The sequence below is a fragment of the Pseudomonas sp. LBUM1670 genome (assembly GCF_059695695.1).
Window position 1 is genome coordinate 2,655,178 of the sequence record NZ_CP166783.1, and the last position, 26,129, is coordinate 2,681,306.

At 59.5% G+C, this 26,129-nt stretch carries 25 protein-coding genes and 1 pseudogene; 9 read left to right on the forward strand and 17 right to left on the reverse strand.

Features of this window, described 5'->3' with window-relative positions; all coding sequences use genetic code 11:
• Window positions 1-19 precede the first annotated feature (19 nt).
• The 5 genes from ACA073_RS12045 to ACA073_RS12065 all read right to left on the reverse strand — a co-directional run bounded on the left by ACA073_RS12045 (window position 20) and on the right by ACA073_RS12065 (window position 5,868).
• The gene (locus ACA073_RS12045; protein ID WP_497403671.1) at window positions 20-1,129 is read right to left on the reverse strand and encodes a DNA alkylation repair protein; all 1,110 of its coding nucleotides are present in this window, start codon (window positions 1,127-1,129) and stop codon (window positions 20-22) included.
• Window positions 1,130-1,263: 134 nt separating this feature from the next.
• Window positions 1,264-3,072, reverse strand: coding sequence for a monovalent cation:proton antiporter-2 (CPA2) family protein (locus tag ACA073_RS12050; protein WP_497403673.1), 1,809 nt, complete (start codon window positions 3,070-3,072; stop codon window positions 1,264-1,266).
• Between the two features lie 262 nt (window positions 3,073-3,334).
• Window positions 3,335-4,399, reverse strand: coding sequence for a diguanylate cyclase domain-containing protein (locus tag ACA073_RS12055; RefSeq protein WP_497403675.1), 1,065 nt, complete (start codon window positions 4,397-4,399; stop codon window positions 3,335-3,337).
• Between the two features lie 84 nt (window positions 4,400-4,483).
• On the reverse strand, window positions 4,484-4,807 hold the full coding sequence (locus tag ACA073_RS12060; RefSeq protein WP_497403676.1) for a protealysin inhibitor emfourin: 324 nt from the start codon (window positions 4,805-4,807) through the stop codon (window positions 4,484-4,486).
• A complete protein-coding gene (locus ACA073_RS12065) occupies window positions 4,804-5,868 on the reverse strand; it encodes a M4 family metallopeptidase (protein ID WP_497403677.1) in 1,065 nt (354 codons plus the stop codon). The genes ACA073_RS12060 and ACA073_RS12065 overlap by 4 nt, the downstream gene beginning before the upstream one ends.
• Window positions 5,869-6,012: 144 nt before the next feature.
• Between ACA073_RS12065 and ACA073_RS12070 the strand changes: the two genes are divergently transcribed.
• Window positions 6,013-6,351 (forward strand): FKBP-type peptidyl-prolyl cis-trans isomerase, encoded by a 339-nt coding sequence (locus tag ACA073_RS12070; protein ID WP_497403679.1) that lies wholly within the window; start codon window positions 6,013-6,015, stop codon window positions 6,349-6,351.
• 119 nt (window positions 6,352-6,470) lie between these two features.
• On the opposite strand, the gene ACA073_RS12075 is transcribed toward ACA073_RS12070, so the two are convergent.
• Together ACA073_RS12075 and ACA073_RS12080 are read right to left on the reverse strand one after the other, a co-directional pair.
• The gene (locus tag ACA073_RS12075; protein ID WP_497403681.1) at window positions 6,471-6,806 is read right to left on the reverse strand and encodes a hypothetical protein; all 336 of its coding nucleotides are present in this window, start codon (window positions 6,804-6,806) and stop codon (window positions 6,471-6,473) included.
• Window positions 6,803-8,041, reverse strand: coding sequence for an S-type pyocin domain-containing protein (locus tag ACA073_RS12080; protein ID WP_497403682.1), 1,239 nt, complete (start codon window positions 8,039-8,041; stop codon window positions 6,803-6,805). Before ACA073_RS12080 ends, ACA073_RS12075 begins: the two co-directional genes overlap by 4 nt.
• A 462-nt stretch (window positions 8,042-8,503) precedes the next feature.
• On the opposite strand from ACA073_RS12080, the pseudogene ACA073_RS12085 reads away from it, so the two are divergent.
• The 3 genes and pseudogenes from ACA073_RS12085 to dmeF form a co-directional block, all read left to right on the forward strand.
• A pseudogene (locus ACA073_RS12085) lies at window positions 8,504-8,822 on the forward strand (DUF6124 family protein); the annotation flags it as partial.
• A 234-nt stretch (window positions 8,823-9,056) separates the two neighbouring features.
• A complete protein-coding gene (locus ACA073_RS12090; protein ID WP_497403683.1) occupies window positions 9,057-9,332 on the forward strand; it encodes a metal/formaldehyde-sensitive transcriptional repressor in 276 nt (91 codons plus the stop codon).
• A gap of 12 nt (window positions 9,333-9,344) precedes the next feature.
• Window positions 9,345-10,271 (forward strand): CDF family Co(II)/Ni(II) efflux transporter DmeF, encoded by a 927-nt coding sequence (dmeF, locus tag ACA073_RS12095; RefSeq protein ID WP_497403685.1) that lies wholly within the window; start codon window positions 9,345-9,347, stop codon window positions 10,269-10,271.
• A gap of 94 nt (window positions 10,272-10,365) precedes the next feature.
• On the opposite strand, the gene ACA073_RS12100 is transcribed toward dmeF, so the two are convergent.
• Window positions 10,366-11,478 (reverse strand): cytochrome P450, encoded by a 1,113-nt coding sequence (locus ACA073_RS12100; protein ID WP_497403686.1) that lies wholly within the window; start codon window positions 11,476-11,478, stop codon window positions 10,366-10,368.
• 82 nt (window positions 11,479-11,560) lie between these two features.
• On the opposite strand from ACA073_RS12100, the gene ACA073_RS12105 reads away from it, so the two are divergent.
• The 3 genes from ACA073_RS12105 to ACA073_RS12115 all read left to right on the forward strand — a co-directional run bounded on the left by ACA073_RS12105 (window position 11,561) and on the right by ACA073_RS12115 (window position 14,502).
• Window positions 11,561-12,322: an ArsR/SmtB family transcription factor gene (locus ACA073_RS12105; protein ID WP_497403688.1), complete on the forward strand. Its 762-nt coding sequence runs from the start codon at window positions 11,561-11,563 to the stop codon at window positions 12,320-12,322.
• Between the two features lie 120 nt (window positions 12,323-12,442).
• Window positions 12,443-13,663: a putative DNA modification/repair radical SAM protein gene (locus tag ACA073_RS12110; RefSeq protein WP_497403690.1), complete on the forward strand. Its 1,221-nt coding sequence runs from the start codon at window positions 12,443-12,445 to the stop codon at window positions 13,661-13,663.
• A complete protein-coding gene (locus ACA073_RS12115) occupies window positions 13,660-14,502 on the forward strand; it encodes a TIGR03915 family putative DNA repair protein (protein WP_497403692.1) in 843 nt (280 codons plus the stop codon). The genes ACA073_RS12110 and ACA073_RS12115 overlap by 4 nt, the downstream gene beginning before the upstream one ends.
• 53 nt (window positions 14,503-14,555) lie before the next feature.
• On the opposite strand, the gene ACA073_RS12120 is transcribed toward ACA073_RS12115, so the two are convergent.
• From ACA073_RS12120 to ACA073_RS12140, 5 genes are all read right to left on the reverse strand, one after another.
• The gene (locus tag ACA073_RS12120) at window positions 14,556-15,575 is read right to left on the reverse strand and encodes a branched-chain amino acid aminotransferase (RefSeq protein ID WP_497403694.1); all 1,020 of its coding nucleotides are present in this window, start codon (window positions 15,573-15,575) and stop codon (window positions 14,556-14,558) included.
• 212 nt (window positions 15,576-15,787) lie between these two features.
• Window positions 15,788-17,170 (reverse strand): dihydrolipoyl dehydrogenase, encoded by a 1,383-nt coding sequence (gene lpdA / locus ACA073_RS12125; protein WP_497403696.1) that lies wholly within the window; start codon window positions 17,168-17,170, stop codon window positions 15,788-15,790.
• A gap of 3 nt (window positions 17,171-17,173) precedes the next feature.
• Complete coding sequence (locus tag ACA073_RS12130) at window positions 17,174-18,445, reverse strand: dihydrolipoamide acetyltransferase family protein (RefSeq protein WP_497403697.1); 1,272 nt, start codon at window positions 18,443-18,445, stop codon at window positions 17,174-17,176.
• The gene (locus tag ACA073_RS12135; protein WP_461950221.1) at window positions 18,446-19,504 is read right to left on the reverse strand and encodes an alpha-ketoacid dehydrogenase subunit beta; all 1,059 of its coding nucleotides are present in this window, start codon (window positions 19,502-19,504) and stop codon (window positions 18,446-18,448) included.
• 1 nt (window position 19,505) lies between these two features.
• Window positions 19,506-20,741, reverse strand: a complete 1,236-nt coding sequence (locus ACA073_RS12140) for a 3-methyl-2-oxobutanoate dehydrogenase (2-methylpropanoyl-transferring) subunit alpha (protein ID WP_497403699.1) — start codon at window positions 20,739-20,741, stop codon at window positions 19,506-19,508.
• Window positions 20,742-20,926: 185 nt separating this feature from the next.
• Between ACA073_RS12140 and bkdR the strand changes: the two genes are divergently transcribed.
• Window positions 20,927-21,415, forward strand: a complete 489-nt coding sequence (gene bkdR, locus ACA073_RS12145; protein ID WP_007915088.1) for a Bkd operon transcriptional regulator BkdR — start codon at window positions 20,927-20,929, stop codon at window positions 21,413-21,415.
• A gap of 87 nt (window positions 21,416-21,502) precedes the next feature.
• On the opposite strand, the gene ACA073_RS12150 is transcribed toward bkdR, so the two are convergent.
• Complete coding sequence (locus tag ACA073_RS12150; RefSeq protein WP_497403701.1) at window positions 21,503-22,366, reverse strand: MBL fold metallo-hydrolase; 864 nt, start codon at window positions 22,364-22,366, stop codon at window positions 21,503-21,505.
• A 161-nt stretch (window positions 22,367-22,527) separates the two neighbouring features.
• Between ACA073_RS12150 and ACA073_RS12155 the strand changes: the two genes are divergently transcribed.
• Window positions 22,528-23,328: a sulfite exporter TauE/SafE family protein gene (locus ACA073_RS12155; RefSeq protein ID WP_497403703.1), complete on the forward strand. Its 801-nt coding sequence runs from the start codon at window positions 22,528-22,530 to the stop codon at window positions 23,326-23,328.
• Window positions 23,329-23,331: 3 nt separating this feature from the next.
• On the opposite strand, the gene ACA073_RS12160 is transcribed toward ACA073_RS12155, so the two are convergent.
• Genes ACA073_RS12160 through ACA073_RS12170 form a run of 3 tightly spaced genes read right to left on the reverse strand, consistent with a single transcriptional unit; the run spans window position 23,332 to window position 25,954 of the window.
• A complete protein-coding gene (locus ACA073_RS12160; RefSeq protein WP_497403705.1) occupies window positions 23,332-24,201 on the reverse strand; it encodes an aldose 1-epimerase in 870 nt (289 codons plus the stop codon).
• Window positions 24,198-25,082 carry an SMP-30/gluconolactonase/LRE family protein gene (locus ACA073_RS12165; RefSeq protein WP_497403707.1) on the reverse strand — a complete coding sequence of 295 codons (885 nt, stop codon included), beginning with the start codon at window positions 25,080-25,082 and terminating at the stop codon, window positions 24,198-24,200. Before ACA073_RS12165 ends, ACA073_RS12160 begins: the two co-directional genes overlap by 4 nt.
• A 53-nt stretch (window positions 25,083-25,135) precedes the next feature.
• A complete protein-coding gene (locus tag ACA073_RS12170; protein WP_497403708.1) occupies window positions 25,136-25,954 on the reverse strand; it encodes an NAD-dependent epimerase/dehydratase family protein in 819 nt (272 codons plus the stop codon).
• Between the last annotated feature and the right edge of the window lie 175 nt (window positions 25,955-26,129).

Sequence of the window (26,129 nt, forward strand, 5' to 3'; positions counted from 1 at the left end):
CGGCCGTTTGGCAGCAGGGTCAATCAGCGTCCGCGATAATGTCGAACTGCGTGCTGGCCAGCCGTTCCCCGTTCACCAGAATGTGCACCGCGTGCCGGCCCGCGTAATGTTTGCGGGTGGTGAGTTCCTTGATGTGCTGACCACGGCGAAGGAGGGCGCAGGTGTGGCCGGGCAGCGTCAGCGCCTTAAGCTTGAACACCTTCGCCGAAGTGCTGCCGTTGGCCTTGACGTAATCGATGGCGTAGTCGATCACCAGTCGCTGACTGATCGAGACCTTGGATGTGATGCTGAAGGACAAGGTGATTTTCTCCCCCAGACCAATCACCGCCGGTTCGACCTTCACGTCCATGATTTCGACCTCAGGCTTGCCCCCCGCACCAATGATCGCCAACGCGCGCTGATTGCCCTGTTTGATCAGGCTGCGTAGCGCATGTCTGGCGATCCACGCGGTGTGCCTGTTCTCCAGCGACCAGCCTTCGATCAGGTCCAGCACCCACTCGGGATGGTCCTTGGTGATGTCGTTGAGGTGGTTGGCCACCGACTTGCGTACATAGAGGCTGTCGTCGGCCTTGAGGTTGTCGAGGATCGCGGCGGCGAGGCTCGGGTCGGCCTGGATTTGTTCCAGTCGAAATGACCACGGCAGACGCGGTCGGCAGCCTTCGCTGGCCAGACGCCGTACGTGTTCGTTTTCGTCCAGCGACCAATCGTGCATCACCGCCAACGCGCGCTCGAAGTCGCTGCGCAGGAAATAGCGGATCGCGAATTCTGCGGAGCCGAAGGGGGTGAAGTATTTGAGCGCGTCCATGGAGTGTTCGAACGCATGGCCGCCATAGGTCGCGACGTAATGGGGCAGCGAGATGCTGACGAAGCCGCTGTTCAGGCGGGGGGCGAGGGCGCGCAGCACCTCAAGTGACGCTTCGTAACTCAACGGCAGGACAGCGTGCAGGCACTCGCTGACCCGGGCCATGCGCTGCATGATCGACAAGTCAGCAAGCCCTTCGTTGGCCAGTTTCAGGAAGGCCCTGGCGTTGAACGCGGGGTAGACCGCGGTCATTTCGCTGGCGATGTGCTTGAGGCGCTCGGCGTTGAAGATTTCCTTGAGGGCGGGGGCGGGTTGGTCAGCGGCCATTGTGGGTTCCTTTGAAATTAGTATTTATCCAGATGCACCGCGTTATCGTTCTTCGCGAGCAAGCCCGCTCCCACAGGGGAATGCATTACAACTGTGGGAGCGGGCTTGCTCGCGAAGAGGCCCTAAAATTCACCTCAACTCTTGCTGGACTCTTCCTCCAACTGATCCGACTCAAACAGCTTCGCCAGTTCCGCCCGGGCTTCCTGCGCGGTCTGCAACACCTTCGCCGCATCGTCATACACCGCATGCTGTGCTTCCAGCACCTGTTCATCGTGATGCTTGAAGCGCTTGATCCGCGCATCGGCCTGAGCCTGGGTCAACCCGAGGCCGACCAGCGTGCGCCGGCTCATTTCCAGACTCGAATAATAGGTTTCCCGAATCGCCTCGGCCCCCAGGTCCACCAACCGGTGCACGTGCTGACGGTTACGGGCGCGGGCGATGATCTTGATGTGCGGGTACAGCTTGTGCACCACCTCGGCGGTCTTGATGTTGGTGTCCGGGTCATCGGTGGCGATGACGAAGTATTCCGCCTGTTCGACCTTGGCCGCGCTGAGGATTTCCGGGCGCATCGGGTCGCCGTAGAACACCGGCACGCCGCCGAAACTACGCGACAGCTCGATGGTTTCCACCGAGGTGTCGAGGGCTACGAACTTGATGTTTTGCGCGCGCAGGATACGGGCGACGATCTGCCCCATCCGGCCCATGCCGGCGATCACCACACGGGGTTCGTCGGTGTCGATCTCGCGGAATTTCTCCGGCACCACCACCGGCTGCACCCTCGGGCTGACCAGTCGTGCGCAGATCAGCAGCAACAGCGGCGTCACGGCCATGGACAGCGTGATCGTCAGCACCAGCAGGTCGTACAGGCGTGCCTCGAACAAGCCCTGATCCCGGCCGATCTTGAACACCACAAACGCGAATTCACCACCGGCGGCGAGTACGATACCGAGGCGAATCGCACTGACCTTGCCCAAGCCACCGGCCAGTCGGCCCACCGCAAACAACAGCGGCAGCTTGATGGCGATCAGCAGCAGCGTCAGCCCCAGCACGGTGATCGGAGCGCTGAGCAGCAAACTCAGGTTCGCGCCCATACCAACGCTGATGAAAAACAGCCCCAGCAACAAACCCTTGAAAGGTTCGATCTGCGCTTCCAGCTCGTGGCGATACTCGGAGTCCGCCAGCAGCAAACCGGCGAGAAACGCGCCCAGCGCCATCGACACGCCGACCAGGTCCATCAGCCACGCCGTACCGATCACCACCAGCAACGCGGTGGCGGTGGACACTTCCGGCAAACCGGTCCTGGCCACCACGCGGAACACTGGTCGCAGCAGATAGCGTCCACCGATCACCACCACCGCAATGCTGCCCAATACCCGCAAGCCGTGGTTCAAATCCTCGGCCGCGCTGGTGGTGTGATCGCCGCCCGCCAACAGCGGCACCATGGCAATCAGAGGGATCGCGGCGATGTCCTGGAACAACAGAATCGCAAACGCCAGTCGCCCATGCGGACTGGTCAGCTCTTTGCGCTCAGCCAGACTTTGCAAGCCAAACGCAGTGGACGACAAGGCCAGGCCCAGGCCGAGCACAATCGCGCTGTTCAATGATTGGCCAAACACGAACAGCGCCACCACACCCATCACCGACCCGGTCAACAGCACCTGCGCCAGACCGACGCCAAACACCGACTTACGCATCACCCACAAGCGCCGTGGCGACAGCTCAAGTCCAATGATGAACAGCAGCAACACCACACCGAGTTCGGAAATATGGCTGACGCTTTGCGGATTGCCGATCAGCCCCAGCACCGACGGCCCGATAATCACGCCGGCAAACAGATAGCCCAGCACCGCCCCCAGTTGCAGGCGCTTGGCCAAAGGAACGGTGAGCACCGCCGCGAACAGAAACACGACAGCGGCTTGCAACAGGTTGCCTTCATGGGGCATGGGGAAACTCCAGAACTGGGTACGGCGCGGGGGCACAAGGATAAAGGCTGGACTCGCAGAAGATCCAGTGTGGGAGCGGGCTTGCCCTAATACCTGTAGGAGCAGCCGGTCGACGCTCGATTGCTCGCGATGGACTCAAGAGCGCTGCGTTTAGTCAGTAAACAAGCGGCATCGTTAACGACCATCGCGAGCAAGCTCGCTCCTACAGGTATTAGGGCGAGCCCGCGAAGGCGATCTCACCGGCAAAAGCGCCTGCGAGGATCTATTCGCTATGAGCCCGCACTGCGCTTTCAGTACCCAACCGATACTGATTGTTCCCGCTGCGCTTGGCCTCATACATCGCCAGATCCGCAATATGAATCAACCGGTCCATGCTCGGCGCATGGTCCGGGAAGACCGCGACGCCCAGGCTGGTGCCGATGTAGCGCTGGTCATTTCCAATCGTCACCGGCGGTGAGAGTTCGACGAAGATTTTCTGGCAGATGCTGCGGGCTTCGTCTTGCAGGCTGCTGCCTTGAGGCAGGCCCTGGAGGATAACCACGAATTCGTCGCCGCCGATGCGGGCGACGGTGTCGGTTGAACGCAGGATTCGCTTCAGGCGCGTGGCGGTGGTGACGAGTACGCGGTCACCGGCGGCATGGCCGTAACGGTCGTTGATTGCCTTGAAGCCATTGAGATCGACAAACACCAGCGCCACCCGCGTGGCACTGATGCGCGCCTGTTCCAGCGCCTCGGACAGGCGTTCTTCGAGCACCAGTCGATTGGGCAGGCCGGTCAACGGGTCGAAATGGGCCAGGTGTTGCAGGTAACTGGCGGAGGCTTTTTCCTCGGTGACGTCGCGGACCACGCCCATCATCTTGATCATTTCATCGTGGTCGTTCTTCACCACGTTGCCGGTCTCGCGTAGCCAGCGGATCGTGCCGTCGGGCCAGGTGACCCGGTATTCCTCGTCATGATTCTCGCCGGTTTCCAGGCAACGCAGCTCGCCAGCCCGTACCTTGACCCGGTCATCCGGGTGCACGCAGGCGCAAAACAAGGCGTAGGAGGGTGTTATTTCGCCGATCTTGAAGCCGAACATGCCGTAGATCGCGTCCGACCAGTAGAGCCGGTCAGTGTCGACATCCCAGTCCCAGGTGCCGATACGCGCGAAGTACTGGCTGCGCTTGAAGCGTTCGGCGTCGCTGTCCTGATGGATAGTTTGCCGTTCGGACAGGCTCGCCCGATGTTCGGCGAGCTGCTTGCGCAGCGAGCGCTCGCGGTAGATCAGCGCGATGATCACGGCAAGCAGTACCGAACCGATGGCTGCGCTGGTCGAGACAGATATCATTCAGGAGTTGCCATCATGGCGAGCCATCATTCCGGGAAAGGTGTGCATAGGTTAGTTCACACCGGCTCAATAGCACTTTAGTCCCTAAAGAACTTCTCCTTTGTCCCACAAGTGCACCAATTCCCCCGGCGCCTGGTCCTCGGGCACTTTCAGCACCAGCTGGTCGTCCTGCTCATTGAGGCGGTAGCGCACTTCGATTTGATAGAAGCGCTGATCGCCCTGGCCGGAAGACTCGCGGGTCAGTGGCAGGCAACCCTCCAGCAACGTGCAAATACGCGTGCGCTGATCGAGATTACATTGCGCGAATTCGATTTCACGGGGGCGGGTCAAGGCGTGGATCACCGCGAAACCGCCCTGGCGGGAGAGACGAACGACGGCTTCATCGCCGAGTGTTGGCAGGGTGTTCATGATCCCTCCTGAGACAGTTTGACGCCCACCTCGGACCAACCGTTCTTCACCGCGCGAGCCGCGTCGGTGCCGAAACGGTTGCGAGCGTGGGCGAGGGTCAATTGCGCGAACTGCCCGAATGACGCATCGCCGCCCAAACGTTTGTCGCACAGCGTGTCGTACCAGATGCGTCCGGCTTTCTCCCAGGCAAAGCCGCCCAATGCATCCGCCACCCGATAAAACGCCCGGTTGGGAATGCCGGAATTGATATGCACACCGCCATTATCCTCCTGGGTGATGACGAACTTGCGCATATGGTCCGGTTGCGGGTCCTTGCCGAGCAACGGGTCGTCGTAAGCCGTGCCCGGGTGGGCCATCGAGCGCAAGCCAATGCCCTTGATGCGTGGCGTCAGCAGGTCGGCGCCGATCAGCCAGTCCGCCTCTGTCACCGTCTGGCCGAGCACATGTTGCTTGATCAGCACGCCGAAAACGTCGGATATCGACTCATTCAATGCCCCGGACTGGTTGGCGTAAATCAGGCCGGCTTCGCTTTCGATCACACCATGAGTCAACTCGTGCCCGATCACATCCAGCGAGCGGGTGAAGCGCTCGAAGATCTCGCCGTCGCCGTCACCGAAGACCATTTGCGCGCCGTTCCAGAACGCATTTTCGTATTCCAGGCCGTAATGCACACTGCCGATCAGCGCAAAACCCTGATTGTCGATGGAGTCGCGGCCCAGCACCTTCCAGAAAAAATCATGACTGGCGCCCAGGGCATCGTACGCCTCGTCAACCGCCGGATCGCCCGTCGCTGGCTGGGCTTCAAGGCGTGCGGGCATTCCCGGCAGCAGCATTTTTCCTTGCGCGTCATGAATGCTGCGCTGTACCTGGCCGGGTTGAACCGAAGGGGGCAGGATCGTCGCCGCAGCAGAAGGCACCGGTGTACCCGGCGTGTGTCGAAGTGTGCGCACGTGGGTCAGCGTGACCATCGCGCTGGAGCGCTGACGCTCGGAACCGTGGGCGATGATTCGATTGAGAATGTAGGGTGGAATGAAACTGCGCAGTGTTTGTGGATCGGTCATCAGAGCGTCCTTTACTGAGCACGAGGTCGATACTCATGTGAACGGGCGCCAAGGGCTTCGGTTCCATGGATTGCCTTCGGCGCCGAATTCTGCGAAAACCACCGTCCGCGCCCCGAACCCGGGCGACCGTAAACGAGTAGAAGCATGAACGACGAACTGCAAATCATCGATATCGAGCCCGGCGACGGCAAAGCCGCCGTCAAGGGCTCACTGATCACCACCCAGTATCGCGGCTGGCTGGAAGACGGCACCGAATTCGATTCTTCCTACAGCCGAGGCAAACCATTCCAGTGTGTGATTGGCACGGGGAGAGTCATCAAGGGCTGGGATCAGGGCATCATGGGGATGCAGGTCGGCGGCAAGCGCAAGTTGTTGGTGCCGGCGCATCTGGCCTATGGCGAGCGCACGATGGGCAAGATCACGCCGAATTCGAACCTGATTTTCGAGATTGAATTGCTGGAAGTGCTGACGCGGGATGATTGATTGATTGATTGATTGATTGGCTGGTGAAACTTTAACGACAAAAACTGCACGCTTTGTTCGCAAAAAGCAGTTTTTGTCGGGGTGTTTACTGAATGCCCAAGGCCTCCTTCCATAGACGTTCAGGTGAATGCATCAATGTCGTCGAGGGTGTCCGCAACAATGCCTTCCAGAGCCGGGAATGCGTTCTTAACGTTTTCGAGTGCAGGAAACACTGTTTCCTTATCCAGTTCGCCATGCCTACGGGCTAGATGACCAAGAGCGGTGACAGCGGACGCTGCAATCGATTCGTCCTCACTCTCGAGATACTTCAGGCAAGTGTTCTGAGCCCAGATGCGGTCCTCTTCATTCAGACCGATGGAAACTAATGCAGCAATGACACTTGCACCCACGTCGCTGGCAAGGAGCTTCACTGCTTCATCGTGGGTCACTGACGGGTCTTGATAAAAAAAGTTCACTTTTTTACTCCCACAATATTGCCCTTGTTGTCCGTTTTTTTAGCTCTCATCAGCGCATTTTTCATATCTTGGTGGAGTTTATCCCATTGTCTGACGTGACCGTGGTAGAAGTCTCCTCCCGTACGGTCAAAGACAACAAGCTCATTTGTGTTTGGATCGACGCCAATTCTGCGTGGAGATGTAGGTTTCACCTGAACTGAGTTGTCCAGCGTTTGCTGTCCATTTGTCGGGCCCTTACTTTTGACTGGGGTATCCGTCTTGCCATGGTAACTAGCCGCATCGAACTCCAGACTCAAAACAATATAAAGAGGTTTGATGCCGGAATCGGCGGGAAATATAAGGATGAAGTCGTTATATTCGGGAGGATAGATCGGATTGACGATGATGTTATCCGCCTGTTCAGTGGGCGGATAAATCCAGATATGCGGGGCTTGTGGAGCACCTTCCAGTGGAGGGATTCCCGAAGTGCTGGACGGATCTACCGCTGGTGTCCATATCAGCGTTATCCCGTTACCAAAGTCAGCTACCTGTTGAGAGCCTTGAACTATGAACTGCACAACAGGAATCATTTCCCAGTCGCTACGCGTCTGAGTGTTGTACCCATAGCCCTTCAAGGTGCTATCGGCCTGTTGTTCTACCTGCAGGCGGACGCGCGTACGACCTTCCTTGAGTGATTTGAGTTGTTCTTCCGAATACAGAGAACTATCCCCGAGACTCGACGGCCAGAGCAGTGCAACTACGCCCGCCAAAGCGCCGGCCGCAACGCCAGCCGTCACTGCCGCTGTACCACCGGCAACGGTGGTCCCGGAACCAGCAATCCCGGCCCCGCCCAAGAGAAGCGTTCCCATCGCACCAGGTAACGGGCTACCACTGATTTTTTTGAGAGGAATGTTTCCCGCTGCGTCCCTTTCGCGACCACCCAAGAGAGAGAAACTTCCGTAGTCGGCCAGTATCTCGACAGGGACAAACCCGGCTGGGTTGTCATGGTTGATTACCCCGTCCGAGAGATTGCAGCTTTTGATAAACACGCAACCCTTGGTGTTTTGATTTTTCCACAGCGGCTGCCTGACAAGACGGTCTTCGTATGCTTGCTGTCGAGCCATCATGTCGTCATAGGCTTTTTGTCTGGCGTTCCGTTCCGCCAGTTCAGTTGCGGTCATGTAGCGGCTGGTGATGTGGTGCCCGTCGCCTGACGGTGGGTTTTGAACCCGAGGGATGTCTGTTTTGCGAGCCATGAGCGTCCTTGTTTCATCGTTTTGGAAACGATGCGGACGCTATCTCGAAAAGATATTTCGGCGCTGTAGGACAGGTCTGAAACTCGCGGTGTTGTTACAAATGTCAGCCAGTTGGCAGTGCGCTGTCGCGTCTTGAACGTCGTGTGAGGGCGCATGTTTAAGCGCCATCAAAGTAACTTTCTGAAAAGCTGCAAAACCCTGCGTCGTTGCCTACCGTTACGCCAGAGTCCGCCGGCTTGTGCACCTTGGGCTCGGGCTCTATCATTTTCCGATCGCTGAAAAAACAGCGATGGGGTTTGGTAGCCCGTAAACCTGATGCGTAGCGCGACCTTATGCAGGGAAGTTTCTCGTCCTCTGTTTTATGGTGGCCATGCGTAGGGCACCTTCGGATGCGCCGGGTTTCCAGGTGACCGGTCTACCAACCTTCGTATGGCCGCCACCTTCGTTTTGGTAGCGAAAGTGATGGTTCCACTTTATTTATCTGGAGTTCCATCTAAGTTCAAGGTTACACCCAATCCGCCGGACACCGATCCCGCATCCCCGTACGAAACCGATTCAAACAAACTCAACGATGCCGCCGAACGGGCCCTCGAACTTTCACTTCCCATCGGCTGCCGACATCAAAGCCACGCCGCGCACACCCAGCACCCTGTTTACCGTGGACCCCGAAGCCACGACCGAAACCCTGCTGGTTTATCTGGTCGTGACGCTGGCCTCGGTTGACGTAATGGTTCATCACTTGGTGGATCTTCTGGACGGCGGGTCACGTAATGCCCTGCTGAAGGGGCAGAGCGAATACCAACCGAAAACCAGTTGAGGGCTTCCCCTCAACCAAAGAATCTCCCACAAGGGTTCGGCGTTGTCCCGGCTATGGTGAACGACAAAAGAACCTGTGGGAGCGAGCCTGCTCGCGAAGAACGATAACGCGGCCAACCTTAAGAAACCTCAAAACAGCCTTGCCTCCACCGGCCCTATCATTGATTATGTGCGCCACATAGGGGTAGGGGGTATAGGTATGTCGCACATCCACGAACACAAAGACGATCTGCTCAATCGGGTGCGGCGCATTGCCGGCCAGGTTCATGCAGTAGAAAAGGCCCTCGAGTCCGACGCCGATTGCGCCAAGACCCTGCACCTGGTCGCGGCGATCCGTGGAGCGGTCAACGGCTTGATGGATCAGTTCATCGACGCCCATGCCCGTGAACACGTGGCCCATCCCGATCTCAGCAACGAGGAACGCGCGCAAGGCGTTGAAGAATTGCTGCAAGCCATTCGCCGTTACTCGAAATAGAGTCCAATCACCATGACACTGACACCTCAGGCTCCATCCTTCAGCCATAACCACGTGTTCCTCGGCGCTTCCCACGATGAGAATGCTCGCCGCACGCTATGGGTCGTGGCGTTGACCTTCGTAATGATGATCGGTGAGATCGCTGCCGGTTACATCACCGGGTCCATGGCGCTGCTGGCCGATGGTTTTCACATGGCAACGCATGCCGGCGCCTTGGGTATCTCGGCGGCGGCTTACGCGTTTGCCCGACGCAATGCCAACAACGCCCGTTACAGTTTTGGTACTGGCAAGGTCGGTGATCTGGCCGGTTTTGCCTCGGCAATGGTATTGGGGCTGGTGTCGCTCGGCATTGCCGGAGAATCCGTTCTGCGCCTGTTTCAGCCGACTACCGTTGCCTTTACCGAAGCGACGCTGATTGCGGTGGTGGGGCTCTTAGTGAACATCGTCAGTGCATTTTTGCTGGCCGGCCAACACGGGCATCAGGGCCATGATCACAACCACTCTCATGAACATCCTCACCATCACGACAACAATCTGCGTTCCGCGTACGTCCATGTGCTCGCCGATGCGTTGACATCCGTGCTGGCCATCGCCGCGTTGCTGGCCGGCCGGTATCTGGGCTGGGTCTGGCTGGATCCGGTCATGGGCATTGTAGGCGCCATCGTCATTGCAAAATGGGCATATGGCTTGTTGCGCGACAGTGCCGCCGTGCTGCTCGACACCACCGATGAGCAGGTTGCAGCTAAGATTCGTGATCTGCTGGAACAGACCGGTGATGTGAGGATCAGCGACCTGCATGTCTGGCAAATCGGTCCACAGGCGCGAGCGGCCATTGTCAGTGTGGTGGCCTCTGCGGATGTCGACGCCGACGCCATTCGCAAACGTCTGGTGCCGGTTCATGAGCTCTCTCACCTGACGGTCGAACACCGTAACACTTGAGCGAGGTGCTGACGCGGGATGATCGGCTGTTAACCCTGAAAGGTTTCCCGATACGCATACAAGCCCCACTTGTCCAGTTGGGTTTGTGCCCCCTTCACGAGAACAGCGGAATCCGGCCGTTCAGGGAAGGGCAGTAGCGCCAGGTCAATCGGTCCAGTGCGGGTTTCAACGCCAGAATCCGCGCCAACGTGGCGCTGGCGATGCTCATGGCCAGCACCTGCCCCGGGCATTGATGACGCCCGGCACCAAAGGTGAAACTGCGACGCTCCGGACGTTCGAACATGAACGCGTCAGGCTGGTCATTGAACTGCGGATCACGATTGGCCGAAGCCAGCAGCACCAGAATCACATCGCCGGCATTTAGCTTTACGCCTTCGATTTCACAAGCTGCGGCGACAAAGCGGCGGGTGTTCTGCACCGATGGGTCGAAGCGCTGGGTTTCGGCCACCAGATCGTCAATGTTGATCGAATCGTTCAGCCACTGCGGATTTCGAATCAACGCCAGCAACGCGTTACCGATCAGCCCGGCGGTGGCTTCATAGGTCTGGGAGAACAGACCGATGAGATTGGCGATCATTGCATCGCTGTTGGAGGATGTTGCCGCAAACCGCTGGCGAATACCGGCGAGCAGGGCGCTTTGATTGTCCGGGTCATCCAGCAACTCGATGAAATAGCCGCTCAACTGTTCCGCCGCCGCATGGGCCGCGTTCAGTTGCGCCTGATCGCTGAGGGGCGACAGGCACGCGACGAAATCCGCGGTCAGCTCACTGACGACCCGGCCCTGGGCAGGCGTGAACCCCAGCAGCGCCGCCACCACGCAAACCGGGCCACGGAACATCGCCTTGTGCAGCCCATCGGCGTCTGGACTGATCAATCGCGCGCTGACCAGCGTATTGATCTCATCCCTGTCGATCATCGCCAGTCCTGGTTGGATGGCCGACCTCGGGCAGCGCTGCCGTTCGCCCTCATTCATCCGCATCAACTGACCGAAGACCTTGCCCGCCATGCCGCTGGCAATCGCCTTGGGCACAGGCTCAAGAGTCGGCCGCACGTGACAGTCAGCATGTGCCAGCACCGTAGCGACAGCCTTGGCGCTACTGGCCACCCACAGTTTCAGTCCTTGGTGAAAAACCAGCCCGCCTTGAGCGCGCAACTGCGCGTAATAAGGATAAGGATCGGCATGAGTCGCAGCGATGATCGGGTCCATGGGTCGCAGCCTTGTTCGTGGTTGAAAAAGTGTTGCTACTATCTCCAGTCCGAAAGGCCCTTGATTCGTCCGGGAGCGAAATATGAACGTAGAACAACACGACATCGGCGTTTCTCAAGTGGCCGCCGCCATTGCGGAGCCGGCCCGGACCAAAATCCTCTGCTCATTGATGGACGGCCACGCCCGCACCAGCACCGAGCTGGCGGCGATTGCCGAGGTCAGCGCCTCCACCGCCAGTGCGCACCTGGCCAAGCTCAAGGAACTGGCGCTGGTGAGGTTGCACGTTCAGGGGCGCCATCGCTATTACAGCCTCGCGGACAAACGCGTGGCCCAGGCACTGGAAGCATTGATGGTGATCGGCCAGAACACCGTGCCGACCTTCAACCCGCGCACTCCGGACCGCCTGCAATTCGCCCGCACGTGTTATGACCATATGGCCGGCACGCTGGCCGTGTTGCTGCATGACCGGCTGCTGGAAAAAGGCTGGTTGCTGGAGACCGATGAGCAAGCCTATCGGTTGAGCGACAGCGGCGAAACGTTGTTTGCAGGACTGGGCATTGAGGTCAACGACCTGAACACCCTGCGACGGCGGTTCGCCTGTCCCTGCCTGGACTGGAGCATGCGCCGGCCGCACCTGGGCGGTTCGTTGGGGGCGGCGTTGTTGCAAACGGCGATCAAGCGCAAGTGGGTGACGCAGGACCTGGACAGTCGGGCCTTGGCGGTGACGGCGTTGGGGCGCAGGGAGATGGGCGCGCGATTTGATTTGATACTTCCTGATTCAGATGAACAGATCAAAAGATCGCAGCCTTCGGCAGCTCCTACAGGAGAACCGCGATCGGCGTAGGAGCTGGCGCAGCCTGCGATCTTTTGATTCTGCTTTCTTCTCCGACCAAGGGTTTGCCGGTAGCTTGTACATGAGGGATCGAAACTATACTGTATATGCAAACAGTATAAGGCCCCGCCCGTGGAACTCATCGACAAGCTAAGCATTCTCGCCGACGCCGCCAAGTACGACGCGTCCTGCGCCAGCAGTGGCGCACCCAAGCGCAGCTCCGAAGGCAAGAGCGGGTTGGGCTCGACCGATGGCATGGGCATCTGCCACAGCTACACGCCGGACGGGCGCTGTGTGTCGTTGCTGAAGGTCCTGCTGACCAATTTCTGTCTGTATGACTGCCAGTATTGCGTCAATCGCCGCTCCAGCGACGTGCCTCGCGCACGGTTCACGCCGGAAGAAGTGGTGACGCTGACCCTGGATTTCTATCGGCGCAATTGCGTCAGCGGGCTGTTTCTCAGTTCCGGGATCATCCGCTCGGCCGACTACACCATGGAGCAGTTGATCCGCGTCGCGAAACTGCTGCGCGAAGACCATGAGTTTCGCGGTTACATTCACCTCAAGACCATTCCCGAAGCCGATCCGGCGCTGATCGAGGAGGCGGGGCGCTATGCCGATCGGTTGAGCGTCAACATCGAATTGCCCACCGACGCCAGCCTGCAAACCCTCGCCCCGGAAAAACAGCTCGGCTCGATCAGGCAAGCGATGCACACCATCTACACCGGCGAGCAAACCGTCCTCAACGAACCGCGTGCACCGAAATTCGCTCCGGCCGGGCAGAGCACGCAGATGATTGTCGGTGCCGATGACACCGACGACAGCACCATTCTCCACAGCGCTCAGGCGCTATACGGCACCTTCCGCCTGCGCCGGGTCTACTACTCGGCGTTCAGCCCGATCCCGAACAGCCCCAAAATTGTGCCGCTGGCCGCGCCGCCGCTGATGCGCGAACACCGCTTGTATCAAGCGGATTTCCTGTTACGCAGTTACGGTTTTACTGCGGGTGAATTGTTCAAAGGCCCGGGGCATCTGGCGTTGGACATCGACCCGAAACTGGCCTGGGCGCTGGAAAATCGTGACGTTTTCCCGCTGGATCTCAATCGCGCCGAGGCGTCGTTGATCGCCCGCATTCCCGGTATCGGCCTGCGCACCACCGAAAGGCTGGTGAAGCTGCGCCAACAACGACGCATTCGCTATGAAGACCTGGCCCGAATGCGCTGCGTACTGGCCAAGGCCAAACCGTTTTTCATCACCAGTGACTACCACCCGCAGCAAGCCGAGGTCACCAGCCATCTGCTGTATCAGCAACTGCGCGACCGGCCGCAACCTCAGCAAATGGGGTTGTGGGGATGATCACTCTGGATTGCGACGACCTGTTTGACACCTGGCGCCAGCAGGCACGTTGGCTGCTGAGTCATGAGGTTGACCCCAGTCGGGTGAGTTGGGCCTGTGAAGGCGTGGCCGATCTGTTTGCCAGCGACGAGTCGCTGCCTGAGACGCAGGGGCCATTTCAGACGCGAATCCCGCGGATGTTGCTCGACACCCTTGAGCGCGCTGCCCGTTATCGCGGCGATCAGCGCTGGAGTTTGTTGTACGAAGTGCTGTGGCGCGTCAGCCATGGAGATCGCACCGCCATGATGGCGGGTGACCAGCTTGGCAGTGAATTACAAAGAAGAATCAAACAGATACAGCGTGAATCTCACCATTTACATGCATTCGTGCGGTTTGTCGCTCTGCCGGAAAACCAGGGGCCGCACTACGTTGCCTGGCATGAACCGGCCCACGACATCCTGCACAGCGCCAGTGAACACTTCATCGGCCGGATGGGCCGACATCGCTGGTTGATCGCTACGCCCCGGGACGGGGTTTACTATGATGGCGAGCAGTTGATTCACCATCGCCAGTGCCCGGTTGAATGGCAGCAACTGGCGCAGAACATCGATGATCCGCACGGCGACATGTGGTTGACCTACTACAGCCACATCTTCAATCCGGCGCGGCTGAACCCGAAAGTCATGCAGGGGCATTTGCCGGCGCGATTCTGGAAGAATCTGCCTGAAGGCGCGCTGATTCCGGGGTTGATCACTCAGGCTCGGACCGGCAAGCAACAGGACGGTCAGGCCAGCGGGATCAAGGGCAGGGGTGGCAAACGCATCGTTTTGGCAGACGCCGAACGCGGTCAAGACTCATAAAAAAGCCCCCCATCGCCAAGGCAATGGAGGGCTTCGATGCAGCGGTTGTCAGGTCAAACCTTGACGATCCAACCTGCTGGCGCTTCGATGTCGCCAGTCTGTACACCCGTCAGCTCTTTATAGAGCTTCTGGGTGACCGGGCCGACTTCTGTTTCGCTGTGGAACACATGCAGGTGGTCGTTGTAGCTGATACCGCCGATCGGGGTGATCACGGCAGCCGTACCGCAAGCGCCGGCTTCCTTGAAGTCGGACAGCTTGTCGATGAACACATCGCCTTCAACCACTTCCAGGCCCAGACGCGTCTTGGCCAGTTCGATCAACGACAGACGGGTGATGCCGGGCAGTACCGATGGCGAGTTCGGGGTCACGAACTTGTTGTCGTGAGTGATCCCGAAGAAGTTGGCCGAACCGACTTCCTCGATTTTGGTGTGGGTCATCGGGTCCAGGTAGATGCAGTCGGCAAAATGCGCTTTCTTGGCCTGGGAACCTGGCATCAGGCTGGCGGCGTAGTTGCCACCGACCTTGGCCGCGCCGGTGCCTTGTGGGGCGGCACGGTCGTAGCTGGAGATCAGGAAGTTGTGCGGGGTCAGGCCGCCCTTGAAGTAGGCGCCGACCGGGATGCAGAAAATCGAGAAGATGAATTCTGGTGCGGTACGCACGCCGATGTTGTCACCCACGCCGATCACGAACGGACGCAGGTACAGCGCGCCGCCGGTGCCGTAAGGCGGGATGAAACGCTCGTTGGCACGGACCACTTCTTTGCAGGCTTCGATGAACTGCTCGGTTTCCACGAACGGCATCAGCAGGCGTGCACAGCTGCGCTGCATGCGCAGGGCGTTCTGGTCCGGGCGGAACAGGTTGATCGAGCCGTCCTTGCAACGATAGGCCTTCATGCCTTCGAAGCATTGCTGGCCATAGTGAAGGGCAGTCGAGCCTTCGCTGATGTGCAGCACGTTGTCTTCGGTCAGGGTGCCTGTGTCCCACTCGCCATTACGATAGTGCGAGAGATAGCGCTTGTCTGTCTTGATGTAATCAAAACCCAGCTTGTCCCAATTGATGCTTTCGTTACCCATGACACCCTCTATCACTGAACAACCGCCGAAACGGTTCAAGGCTTCTGACGTTTTTTGGATGGGGACAACAATACTTCATTCCGGGCCTGTTTCGCAGCCCAGATTGCGATCCCTTGTAGGAGCGAGGCTTGCCCGCGAAGAACGATGACGCGGTGTTTCAGATACACCGTGGTGCCTTGTTCGCGGGCAAGCCTCGCTCCTACAGGTTCGGTTTATAGGTGTAGGGCGTGGCCGAGAGCCCGCAACGCCGCTTCCTGCACCGCTTCACCCAACGTCGGATGCGCATGGATGGTGCCAGCGATGTCTTCCAGCCGCGCGCCCATTTCCAGACTCTGGCCAAACGCGGTCGACAATTCCGAAACACCCACACCGACCGCCTGCCAACCGACAATCACATGATTGTCCCGACGAGCGACGACCCGCACGAAGCCGCTTTTCGATTCCAGCGTCATCGCCCGGCCATTGGCCGCGAACGGGAAGCTCGAAACGATGCAGTCCAGACCCGCCGCCTTGACGTCGTCCGGGGTCTTGCCGACCACCACCAGTTCCGGATCGGTGAAGCACACAGCGGCGATAGCGGTCGGATTGAACTCGCGGGTTTTACCGCTGATCAACTCGGCCACCATTTCGCCCTGAGCCATGGCCCGGTGCGCAAGCATCGGTTCGCCGCTCAGGTCGCCGATGGCGTAGACGTTGCGCATGCTGGTCTGGCAACGGTTGTCGATCTTGATCGCCGAGCCGTTCATGTCCAGTTTCAACGCTTCGAGGTTCCAGCCTTGAGTGTTCGGTTTACGTCCGACCGCCACCAGCACCTGATCGGTTTCCAGGTTCAGGGTATCGCCGCTCGGATCGAAAACCTGCAAGGTATTTCTATTGGAATCAAAGCCTTGAACGCTATGCTTCAAGTAAAGTTTCACGCCGAGTTTTTTCAATTCATCGTGAACAGGCTGGGTCAGTTCGGCGTCGTAGGCTGGCAGGATACGATCCTGCGCCTCGACCACGCTGACGTCGGCACCGAGCTTGCGATAGGCAATCCCCAGCTCCAGACCGATGTAACCGCCACCGACCACGACCAGCCGTTTCGGCACGGACGTCGGCGCGAGGGCTTCGGTGGAGGAGATGATCGGCCCGCCAATCGGTAGCATCGGCAGGTTCACGCTTTTCGAACCGGTGGCCAGCACCAGGTGTTCGCACTGAATCCGCGTGTCGCCGACTTCAACAGTCTTGCCGTCGATGACCTTGGCCCAGCCTTGAATGACCTGAATCTTGTGTTTCTTCATCAGCGCGGAGACGCCGGTGGTCAAGCGATCAACGATCCCGTCCTTCCATTCAACGCTTTTGTTGATATCCAAAACAGGCGTGGAAACGTTGATGCCTAACGCAGAGTTTTTGCTGTGGTGTTGCGTCTGGTGGAATTGCTCGGCAACGTGGATCAACGCCTTCGACGGAATGCAGCCGATGTTCAGACACGTTCCGCCCAGCGATTCACCTTCCACCAGAATGGTCGAGATGCCCAGCTGACCGGCACGAATCGCCGTCACATAACCGCCAGGGCCGCCGCCGATAATCAGCAGCGTGGTGTTCAAAGTCTGCATGTCTTACTCCACAAACAGGGTGGCGGGTTGTTCGAGCAGGCCACGCACGGCCTGGATGAATTGCGCCGCGTCCATGCCATCGACCACGCGGTGATCGAAGGAGCTGGAGAGGTTCATCATCTTGCGGATCACGATCTGGCCTTTGACGACCATCGGGCGCTCGACGATTTTGTTGACGCCGACGATGGCCACTTCCGGCAGGTTCAACACCGGCGTGCTGACGATACCGCCCAGGGCGCCAAGGCTGGTCAGGGTGATGCTCGAGCCGGACAGTTCATCGCGAGCAGCCTTGCCATTGCGCGCGGCGGTGGCCAGACGGGAGATTTCCTGAGCGTTGTCCCACAAACTGCGAGCTTCAGCGTGACGCACTACCGGCACCATCAATCCGATGTCGGCCTGGGTGGCGATGCCCACATGCACGGCGCCAAGGCGGGTGATGACTTGGGCTTCGTCGTCATAACGGGCGTTGATCTGCGGGAAATCGCGCAGGGCGACGACCAGCGCGCGGACCAGGAACGGCAGCAAAGTCAGTTTGCCGCGAGTCGCGCCGTGTTTTTCGTTCAGGTGTGCGCGCAGTTCTTCCACGGCAGTGACGTCGATTTCCTCGACATAACTGAAGTGCGCAGCGCGTTGAGTGGCGTCCTGCATGCGCTGGGCAATCTTGCGGCGCATGCCGATCACCGGGATTTGTTCTTCGTCGTTACGCTGTGCGTACGCAGCGGTGGCGGTCGATGCATTCGTCTGACCTTGCGCCAGATAGGCGTCGAGGTCTTCGTGCAGCACGCGACCGGCTGGGCCGGAGCCACGCACCAGACGCAATTGAATCCCGAGGTCCAACGCATGTTTGCGTACGGCCGGGGAGGCCAACGGACGCTCATCGGCCTCGCGAGCCACCATCGGGCCTTGGCAAACGGCCGCTCTCGGCGCTGCAGCCGCGACCGGTTTGCTTTCCACAACGGCTTCGACTTTCGGCGCCGGTGCTTCTTTCACGGCGGCAACCACAGGCTGAGCCGACTCTTTAACGTTGCCCGCGCCCTCGACTTCAATGCTGATCAGGATGCTGCCCACCGCCATGACTTCGCCAGGCACACCGCCCAGCGCGATCACCTTGCCGTGCACCGGCGAAGGGATGTCGACCATCGCCTTGTCGGTCATCACATCGGCCAGCACCTGATCTTCGACGACCATGTCGCCGACCTTAACGTGCCACACCGACAACTCAACTTCTGCAATGCCTTCGCCAATGTCCGGCATTTTAATAACGTGCGTGCCCATTCAGACCTCCATAACCCGATGCAAAGCCGCGCCCACTCGGGTCGGGCCAGGGAAATACGCCCACTCTTGCGCGTGCGGGTAAGGGGTGTCCCAACCGGTGACGCGTTCGATCGGCGCTTCCAGGTAGTGGAAGCAGTGCTCTTGCACCAGTGCAGCCAGTTCCGCACCGAAACCGCAGGTACGGGTCGCTTCATGAACGATTACGCAGCGGCCGGTTTTCTTCACCGACTTGACGATGGTTTCCAGGTCCAGCGGCCACAGGCTGCGCAGGTCGATGACTTCAGCGTCGATACCGGTTTCTTCAGCGGCGACTTGCGACACATAGACGGTGGTGCCGTAGGTCAGGATGGTCACGTCCTTGCCTGGACGGGTGATGGCAGCGACGTCGAGTGGCACGGTGTAATAACCGTCCGGGACTTGCGCGGCGGGGTGTTTCGACCACGGCGTGACCGGACGTTCGTGGTGACCATCGAACGGGCCGTTGTACAGGCGTTTGGGTTCGAGGAAGATCACCGGGTCATCGTTTTCGATGGAGGCGATCAGCAAGCCTTTGGCGTCGTACGGGTTGGACGGCATCACCGTGCGCAAGCCGCAGACCTGAGTGAACATCGCCTCGATACTCTGGCTGTGCGTCTGACCACCGTAGATGCCGCCGCCGCAAGGCATGCGCAGCGTCATCGGTGCGGTGAACTCGCCGGCCGAGCGATAACGCAGGCGGGCGGCTTCGGAAATGATCTGGTCCGACGCCGGGTATACGTAATCGGCGAACTGAATCTCGGCCACCGGGCGCAAACCGTAAGCGCCCATGCCCACGGCAACACCGACGATGCCGCTTTCGGAGATCGGCGCGTCGAATACGCGGGAGGTGCCGTACTTGTTCTGCAGGCCTTCGGTGCAACGGAACACGCCACCGAAGTAGCCGACGTCCTGGCCGAACACCACGACGTTGTCGTCACGCTCAAGCATCACATCCATGGCCGAGCGCAGGGCCTGGATCATGGTCATGGTGGTCGTGGTCATGGCGGTTTCCGGCTGGATATTGTTGTTGTGATCGTTCATGTCAGATCCCCAGCTCTTGACGCTGGCGCTTCAAGTGCTCCGGCATCTCTTTATAGACGTCTTCGAACATGGTCGCGGCGCTCGGAATCTGGCCGCCGGCGAGGGTGCCGTACTGCTCGGCTTCTTTCTGCGCGGCGATGACTTCGGCTTCCAGTTCGGCGCTGACAGCGACGTGTTCCTCTTCGGACCACTGACCGATTTTCACCAGATGCTGCTTCAGGCGCGCAATCGGATCGCCCAACGGGAAGTAGCTCCAGTCGTCGGCAGGACGGTATTTGGACGGGTCGTCAGAGGTGGAGTGTGGACCGGCGCGGTAGGTGACCCATTCGAGCATGGTCGGGCCGAGGTTGCGGCGGGCGCGTTCGGCGGCCCAGGCAGAGGCGGCGTAGACCGCGATGAAATCGTTGCCATCAACCCGCAGGGAGGCAATGCCGCAACCGACGCCACGACCGGCAAAAGTGGTCGCTTCACCACCGGCAATCGCCTGGAACGTGGAGATTGCCCATTGGTTGTTAACCACGTTGAGAATCACTGGCGCACGGTAAACGTGGGCGAAGGTGAGGGCGGTATGGAAGTCGGATTCAGCGGTGGCGCCGTCGCCGATCCAGGCCGAGGCGATTTTGGTGTCGCCCTTGATCGCCGACGCCATGCCCCAGCCCACGCCTTGTACGAATTGGGTGGCGAGGTTGCCGGAAATGGTGAAGAAGCCGGACTCTTTTACCGAGTACATGATCGGCAACTGACGGCCCTTGAGCGGATCGCGCTCGTTGGACAACAGTTGGCAGATCAGGTCGACCAGCGGCACTTCGCGCGCCATCAGGATGCTTTGCTGGCGATACGTCGGGAAGCACATGTCGTCGATGTTCAGGGCCAGAGCCTGGGCGCTGCCGATGGCTTCTTCGCCAAGGCTTTGCATGTAGAACGACATTTTTTTCTGCCGCTGGGCGACGACCATGCGGTTGTCGAAGATCCGCGTCTTGAGCATGGCGCGCATGCCTTTACGCAGGATCTCGACCGGGACGCCTTCGGCCCACGGGCCGAGGGCATTGCCCTCATCGTCGAGCACGCGAATCAGGCCTTTGGCCAGGTCGGCCGTGTCGGCAGGTTCTACGTCAATGGCGGGTTTGCGCACCGTGCCGGCGTCGGTCAGACGCAGGTAGGAGAAGTCGGTTTTGCAGCCTGGGCGGCCCGAAGGTTCGGGAACGTGCAGGCGCAGCGGTTCGTACGCTTGGTTCATGGCTTCTACGCTCGATCTTGTGAATTTCTTGTAGTGAGCTGACCGTCATTCCTCTGTGGAAGAAATCTTGTCCTACAACAATCATAGGCCCGGCCAAGAAGAATATTTCTCTCTGTTTCGTTGCGCTTGAGATCATTTGAGGATAAAAAATCTGCATAAACATAAAAAGCAGGTGGTTTTGTCTCATGCGCAAACTGGACCGTACCGACATCGGCATTCTCAACAGCCTTCAGGAGAACGCGCGCATCACCAATGCCGACCTCGCGCGCTCGGTGAACCTGTCCCCGACGCCGTGCTTCAACCGGGTCAAGGCGATGGAAGAATTGGGGCTGATTCGCGAGCAAGTGACGTTGCTGGATGCCGATCTGCTGGGGCTGCATGTGAATGTGTTCATTCACGTCAGCCTGGAAAAACAGGTGGAGGAGGCGTTGCAGCATTTCGAGGAAGCGATCTCGGATCGTCCGGAAGTGATGGAGTGCTATTTGATGGCGGGCGATCCGGACTATCTGATCCGGGTGCTGGTGCCGACCATTCAGTCGCTGGAGCGCTTCATGATGGACTTCCTCACCAAAGTGCCCGGCGTGGCCAACATCCGCTCGAGTTTTGCGCTGAAGCAGGTGCGTTATAAAACTGCGCTGCCGTTGCCGGCGAATGGGTTGACCTTGGGCAATTGAAGATCAAAAGATCGCAGGCTTCGCCAGCTCCTACAGGGTGCACGCGTTCAATGTAGGAGCTGGCGAAGCCTGCGATCTTTTGATTTTTCAGAGCTTGTTGATCGGAATCTTCAGGTACGTGACGCCGTTATCCTCGGCCGGTGGCAAATTCCCCGCCCGCACGTTCACCTGAATCGCCGGCAGCAGCAGTGTCGGCATGCCCAACCCCGTATCACGCTGAGTGCGCATCGCAACGAACGCGGCCTCATCAATTCCATCGCGAACGTGGATGTTGTTTTTGCGCTGTTCGCCCACCGTTGCCATGCACCGGGATTCGCGGTCTTCGGGCGGGTAATCGTGGCAGACATAGAGACTCACGCTGGCGGGGAAGGCCAGCAGTTTCTGGATAGAAGCAAACATCTGGTTGGCGTTACCGCCGGGGAAGTCGCAGCGCGCGGTGCCAACGTCGGGCATGAACAGTGTGTCGCCCACCAGAATCAGATTTGCGCCGATCAAATAGGCCATGTCCGCCGGGGTATGACCGGGTACATGCAGGGCCGTGGCCTTGAGGTTACCGATCATGAACGATTCATCAGGGGCGAACAGATGATCGAACTGCGAACCGTCCACCGCAAATTCCGGCTCAAGGTTGAACAGGCTTTTGAACACCCCCTGAACCTTGCTGATCGACTGGCCAATCGCAATCCTGCCGCCCAGTTCCCGACGCAGATAAGGCGCGGCGGACAGGTGATCGGCATGGGCGTGGGTTTCCAGCAGCCATTGCACCTGCAAGCGGTGTTCGCGAACGAAGGCAACGATCCTGTCGGCCTGGGTGGTGGCGGTGCGCCCGGCGGCCGGGTCGTAATCGAGCACCGGGTCGACGATCGCACACTGGCCGCCATCGGCTTCGTAGATCACGTAACTGTAGGTCGACGAGGCAGGGTCGAGGAAGGCTTCAATCAAGGCAGGCATGGTGGCCGTTTCTTTTGGGACAGGCATTGAGGGTAGTGTCATTTTCCCTGCGCTGACCAGCCCCCCAACAATTCAATTGATGTAAAAAGCTGCGCGGGCTCTATCCTGTCAGTCATCGATACCGGGCGTTCCCGGCCTTTTTTGCGGATCATGAGTGTTTTATGTTGCTGGCAAGTTTTTTTGGCCTGGTCATGGGCCTGGTCCTCGGATTGACCGGTGCCGGTGGCGGCATTCTTGCTGTCCCGGCCCTGGTGCTGGGGTTGGGGTTGACCATGACTCAGGCGGCGCCCGTCGCCTTGTTTGCAGTGGGAAGCGCGGCGGCGGTCGGGGCGATTGACGGGTTGCGCCATGGTCTGGTGCGTTACCGCGCAGCGCTGTTGATTGCTTTGCTGGGGGCGATTTTTTCGCCAGTCGGCATCTACTTTGCCCATCAGTTGCCGGAAAAGATTCTGATGATTCTGTTCAGCCTGCTGATGGTCATGGTGGCCTGGCGGATGCTGCGCCGCGAGCGCCAGGAAGAAGGCCCGAGCGACCACGGCCACGCCAACTGGGGCCAGAAAAACTGTATGCTCGATCACCAGACCGGACGCTTTTCCTGGACCGCAAAATGCACCGCGACCCTGGCGGCACTCGGCGCGGTGACTGGTGTTGTTTCCGGGTTGCTGGGGGTTGGCGGCGGGTTTCTGATCGTCCCGGCGTTCAAGCAACTGACCGATGTGCAGATGCGCGGGATTGTGGCGACGTCCCTGATGGTGATCAGCCTGATTTCCGCCATCGGCGTGATCGGTGCGTTCCATGCCGGGGTGCGGATCGATGGTTTAGGCGTGGCGTTCATCATCGCCAGTGTGGTCGGCATGATCATTGGCCGACAGCTTTGCGCGCGCGTACCGGCCCGGGCGTTGCAGGTAGGATTCGCCAGCGTCTGCGTGATCGTCGCGGTGTATATGCTGGTTCGGGCCTGAGGCCTACAACGGGCGATACTGCAGACTGAACGCCAGTTCAGCGGACTGATCCTGCTCCAGCAAGACCAGCCCCGGACGGCCGGGCAAGTGGTGCGCATTGACCGGATGGCTCACAGGTTCGATGCAGAAAAATGCCAGGTCAACCGGGCAATAGAGCAGGTAGTAATCGCTGCCACTGGCCTGGCATTCCAGTTCATAACCGAGGTCGGATTGCTGGATCAGGCAGTGGCCATCCCATTGGCAGAAACCGTTATCGACCAGTGTGTCGGGCAATGTCTTGAGTTGTTGGAAATTCCAATCGGCAGGCAATGAACCCAGGCGTGTAGGCAGCCTGGACGCATCGCACAACCAGACTTGTTCAGCCTTTGCCTGCAACCGCGTGCCAGCGGTGCGCGGCAAATAAGGATGTAACCCAAGGCCATGCCACGCCGCACGCTCGGCCAGGTGCGTGACGTGCAACTCGATGCTCAGTTTGCCCTCGCTCAGATGAAAACGTTGCCGGGCGCGATACGCGAACGGCGTGGTGCTGTCGAGTTGCAGGACGACTTCATCATGCGTCTGCGAAACCACCTGCCACGGTTGCTGCCAGGCGCTGCCGTGAATCGGCAGCGGATCGGTGAGGCTGTTGGGCTCGAGTGCCAGGCAACCATCCGGGCGATCGAAACCACCGTCGGAAATGCGGTTCGACCATGGCGCCAGGGGAAAGCAACCGAGCTTGCCCGGCAGGCCGGTGTTCAGCGCGTGCGTATCACTGTGGCGCAGTAGCGGTTGACCCGAGCTGCGCACGGTCCAGTTGACGATGCTGCCGCCGGTTTCGGGGGCGAGGGTGAGGTGGGTGAACACGTCTTTGAGTTCGAGCAGTGTTGGCGTCATGTGAAGTAAGGTTCCGGCAAGCCTTTCACTCCGGGGTCAACGGCGAACACGCCTCCGGCCAGAGACTGTGAATCCTGGTCGTCACCGGGGCGGATCGAGGTCACGAACAGCGTGTCCAGTCGACTGCCACCGAAGGCGCACATGGTCGGTTTTTTCACGGGTACGGCGAGGGAGCGATCGAGGCGGCCATCGGGGGTGAAACGGTGAATCAGCCCGGCGTCGTTGGCGCAGGTCCAGTAACAGCCGTCAGCATCTACAGCGGCGCCGTCGGGGCGGCCGGGGAATTGATGCATGTCGACGAACAGCCGCCGGTTGGACGGCGTGCCGCTGTCGGTGTCGTAATCGAAAGCCCAGATTTGCTGGACCAGGGGATGCGAGTCCGACAGGTACATCGTCTGGCCATCCGGGCTGAAACCAAGGCCGTTGGGCACGATGAATCCGCCCAGTTGCGCATCGAGTGGCCCGCGTTGTCCGGCACTGTAGCGATACAGCGCGCCGTCGGCCGCATTGGCGCCCATATTCAGTACCATGCTGCCGGCCCAGAAGCGCCCCTGACGGTCACAACGACCATCGTTCAGGCGCATGTCCGTGCGGGCGTGGTCGACGTGCGCCAGCAATTCACTGTCAAGGCTGCCGTCGCTGTGCGTATGCAGGCGAAAGAATCCGCTTTCCATTCCTGCGACCCAACTGCCGTCAGGATTGCGCACGATGCAGGCAAGCATTTCCGGCGCGGTCCAGGCCTCGACATGCCCGCTTTCGGCACTCCAGCGTTGCAGGCGCCCGGTGGGAATATCGACCCAGTACAGGGCGTTTTCCTCGGGAACCCAGATCGGGCTTTCACCGACCGCGTTACGGGCATCGACAATCAATTCGGCTTGCATGGCGACTCATTCCCTTGGGTTTTTGTTGTGGGGATCAAGTGAAACACAGTGGTTCAGTCGCCGAACGGGCCTGACGCGACAAAGGCGCCGCCCTGGTAAACCATCGCCGGGTCATCCGCGGCCGGCATCGGTTGGGCTTCGACTTTTTCGCGGAACACTTCAGAGGTGTCCTGTGGTGCGTAACCCAAGGCGGTAGCGTAGCGGTTATCCCACCAGACCTTCTTGTTGTCGGAGGCGCCGTAGACCACGGTGTGGCCGACGTTCGGCGCGTACAACGCGCGTTCGATCAATCGGGTCAGGTCGCCGAAGCTCAGCCAGGTGCTCATCATCCGACGGTTTTGCGGTTCCGGGAACGAGGAGCCGATGCGGATGCTGACGGTCTCGATGCCATAGCGATCGAAGTAGAAACTGGCCATGTCTTCGCCGTAAGACTTGGACAAGCCGTAGTAGCTGTCCGGGCGGCGAGGGGAGCGGGCGTCGATCACTTCATCCTGTTTGTAGAAACCGATGACGTGGTTGGAACTGGCGAAAATGACCCGCTTCACGCCATGGCGGCGCGCGGCTTCGTAGATGTGAAACACGCCGCAGATGTTGGCGCCGAGGATGTCTTCGAACGCATGCTCCGTCGAGACGCCGCCGAAGTGCAGGATCGCGTCCACGCCTTCAACCAGTTGATGCACGGCTTGCTTGTCCGCGAGGTCGCAGGTCACGACTTCTTCGCGGTCATCGATGGCGGGTGCGATGTCGGCGATGTCCGACAGGCGAATCACGTTGGCGTAAGGCCGCAGGCTTTCGCGCAGGACTTTACCGAGGCCACCGGCAGCACCGGTCAGCAGCAGGCGATTGAAAGGGGCATTGGGCGTGGTGGTCATGGCTGTTCCTGGACGCAAAATTATTGTTGTTGGATTCGTTGTAGGTTGTCGTACGACTGTGCCGAAGTATCGTTAGGGTCTCCGGGTCTTGTCAACGCGACTTTTGTGGAAATTGACGGAGGGTTGTCTCTCTCTCTGGGTAAACGCAGGCCCCCTGTGGGAGCGAGCCTGCTCG

Bases quoted from the DNA above. Each gene is read 5' to 3' on its own strand.
- ACA073_RS12045 (WP_497403671.1), bottom strand. From the start codon at position 1,129: ATGGCCGCTGACCAACCCGCCCCCGCCCTCAAGGAAATCTTCAACGCC.
- ACA073_RS12050 (WP_497403673.1), bottom strand. From the start codon at position 3,072: ATGCCCCATGAAGGCAACCTGTTGCAAGCCGCTGTCGTGTTTCTGTTC.
- ACA073_RS12055 (WP_497403675.1), bottom strand. From the start codon at position 4,399: ATGATATCTGTCTCGACCAGCGCAGCCATCGGTTCGGTACTGCTTGCC.
- ACA073_RS12060 (WP_497403676.1), bottom strand. From the start codon at position 4,807: ATGAACACCCTGCCAACACTCGGCGATGAAGCCGTCGTTCGTCTCTCC.
- ACA073_RS12065 (WP_497403677.1), bottom strand. From the start codon at position 5,868: ATGACCGATCCACAAACACTGCGCAGTTTCATTCCACCCTACATTCTC.
- ACA073_RS12070 (WP_497403679.1), top strand. From the start codon at position 6,013: ATGAACGACGAACTGCAAATCATCGATATCGAGCCCGGCGACGGCAAA.
- ACA073_RS12080 (WP_497403682.1), bottom strand. From the start codon at position 8,041: ATGGCTCGCAAAACAGACATCCCTCGGGTTCAAAACCCACCGTCAGGC.
- ACA073_RS12090 (WP_497403683.1), top strand. From the start codon at position 9,057: ATGTCGCACATCCACGAACACAAAGACGATCTGCTCAATCGGGTGCGG.
- dmeF (WP_497403685.1), top strand. From the start codon at position 9,345: ATGACACTGACACCTCAGGCTCCATCCTTCAGCCATAACCACGTGTTC.
- ACA073_RS12100 (WP_497403686.1), bottom strand. From the start codon at position 11,478: ATGGACCCGATCATCGCTGCGACTCATGCCGATCCTTATCCTTATTAC.
- ACA073_RS12105 (WP_497403688.1), top strand. From the start codon at position 11,561: ATGAACGTAGAACAACACGACATCGGCGTTTCTCAAGTGGCCGCCGCC.
- ACA073_RS12115 (WP_497403692.1), top strand. From the start codon at position 13,660: ATGATCACTCTGGATTGCGACGACCTGTTTGACACCTGGCGCCAGCAG.
- ACA073_RS12120 (WP_497403694.1), bottom strand. From the start codon at position 15,575: ATGGGTAACGAAAGCATCAATTGGGACAAGCTGGGTTTTGATTACATC.
- lpdA (WP_497403696.1), bottom strand. From the start codon at position 17,170: ATGCAGACTTTGAACACCACGCTGCTGATTATCGGCGGCGGCCCTGGC.
- ACA073_RS12130 (WP_497403697.1), bottom strand. From the start codon at position 18,445: ATGGGCACGCACGTTATTAAAATGCCGGACATTGGCGAAGGCATTGCA.
- ACA073_RS12135 (WP_461950221.1), bottom strand. From the start codon at position 19,504: ATGAACGATCACAACAACAATATCCAGCCGGAAACCGCCATGACCACG.
- ACA073_RS12140 (WP_497403699.1), bottom strand. From the start codon at position 20,741: ATGAACCAAGCGTACGAACCGCTGCGCCTGCACGTTCCCGAACCTTCG.
- bkdR (WP_007915088.1), top strand. From the start codon at position 20,927: ATGCGCAAACTGGACCGTACCGACATCGGCATTCTCAACAGCCTTCAG.
- ACA073_RS12150 (WP_497403701.1), bottom strand. From the start codon at position 22,366: ATGCCTGCCTTGATTGAAGCCTTCCTCGACCCTGCCTCGTCGACCTAC.
- ACA073_RS12155 (WP_497403703.1), top strand. From the start codon at position 22,528: ATGTTGCTGGCAAGTTTTTTTGGCCTGGTCATGGGCCTGGTCCTCGGA.
- ACA073_RS12160 (WP_497403705.1), bottom strand. From the start codon at position 24,201: ATGACGCCAACACTGCTCGAACTCAAAGACGTGTTCACCCACCTCACC.
- ACA073_RS12165 (WP_497403707.1), bottom strand. From the start codon at position 25,082: ATGCAAGCCGAATTGATTGTCGATGCCCGTAACGCGGTCGGTGAAAGC.
- ACA073_RS12170 (WP_497403708.1), bottom strand. From the start codon at position 25,954: ATGACCACCACGCCCAATGCCCCTTTCAATCGCCTGCTGCTGACCGGT.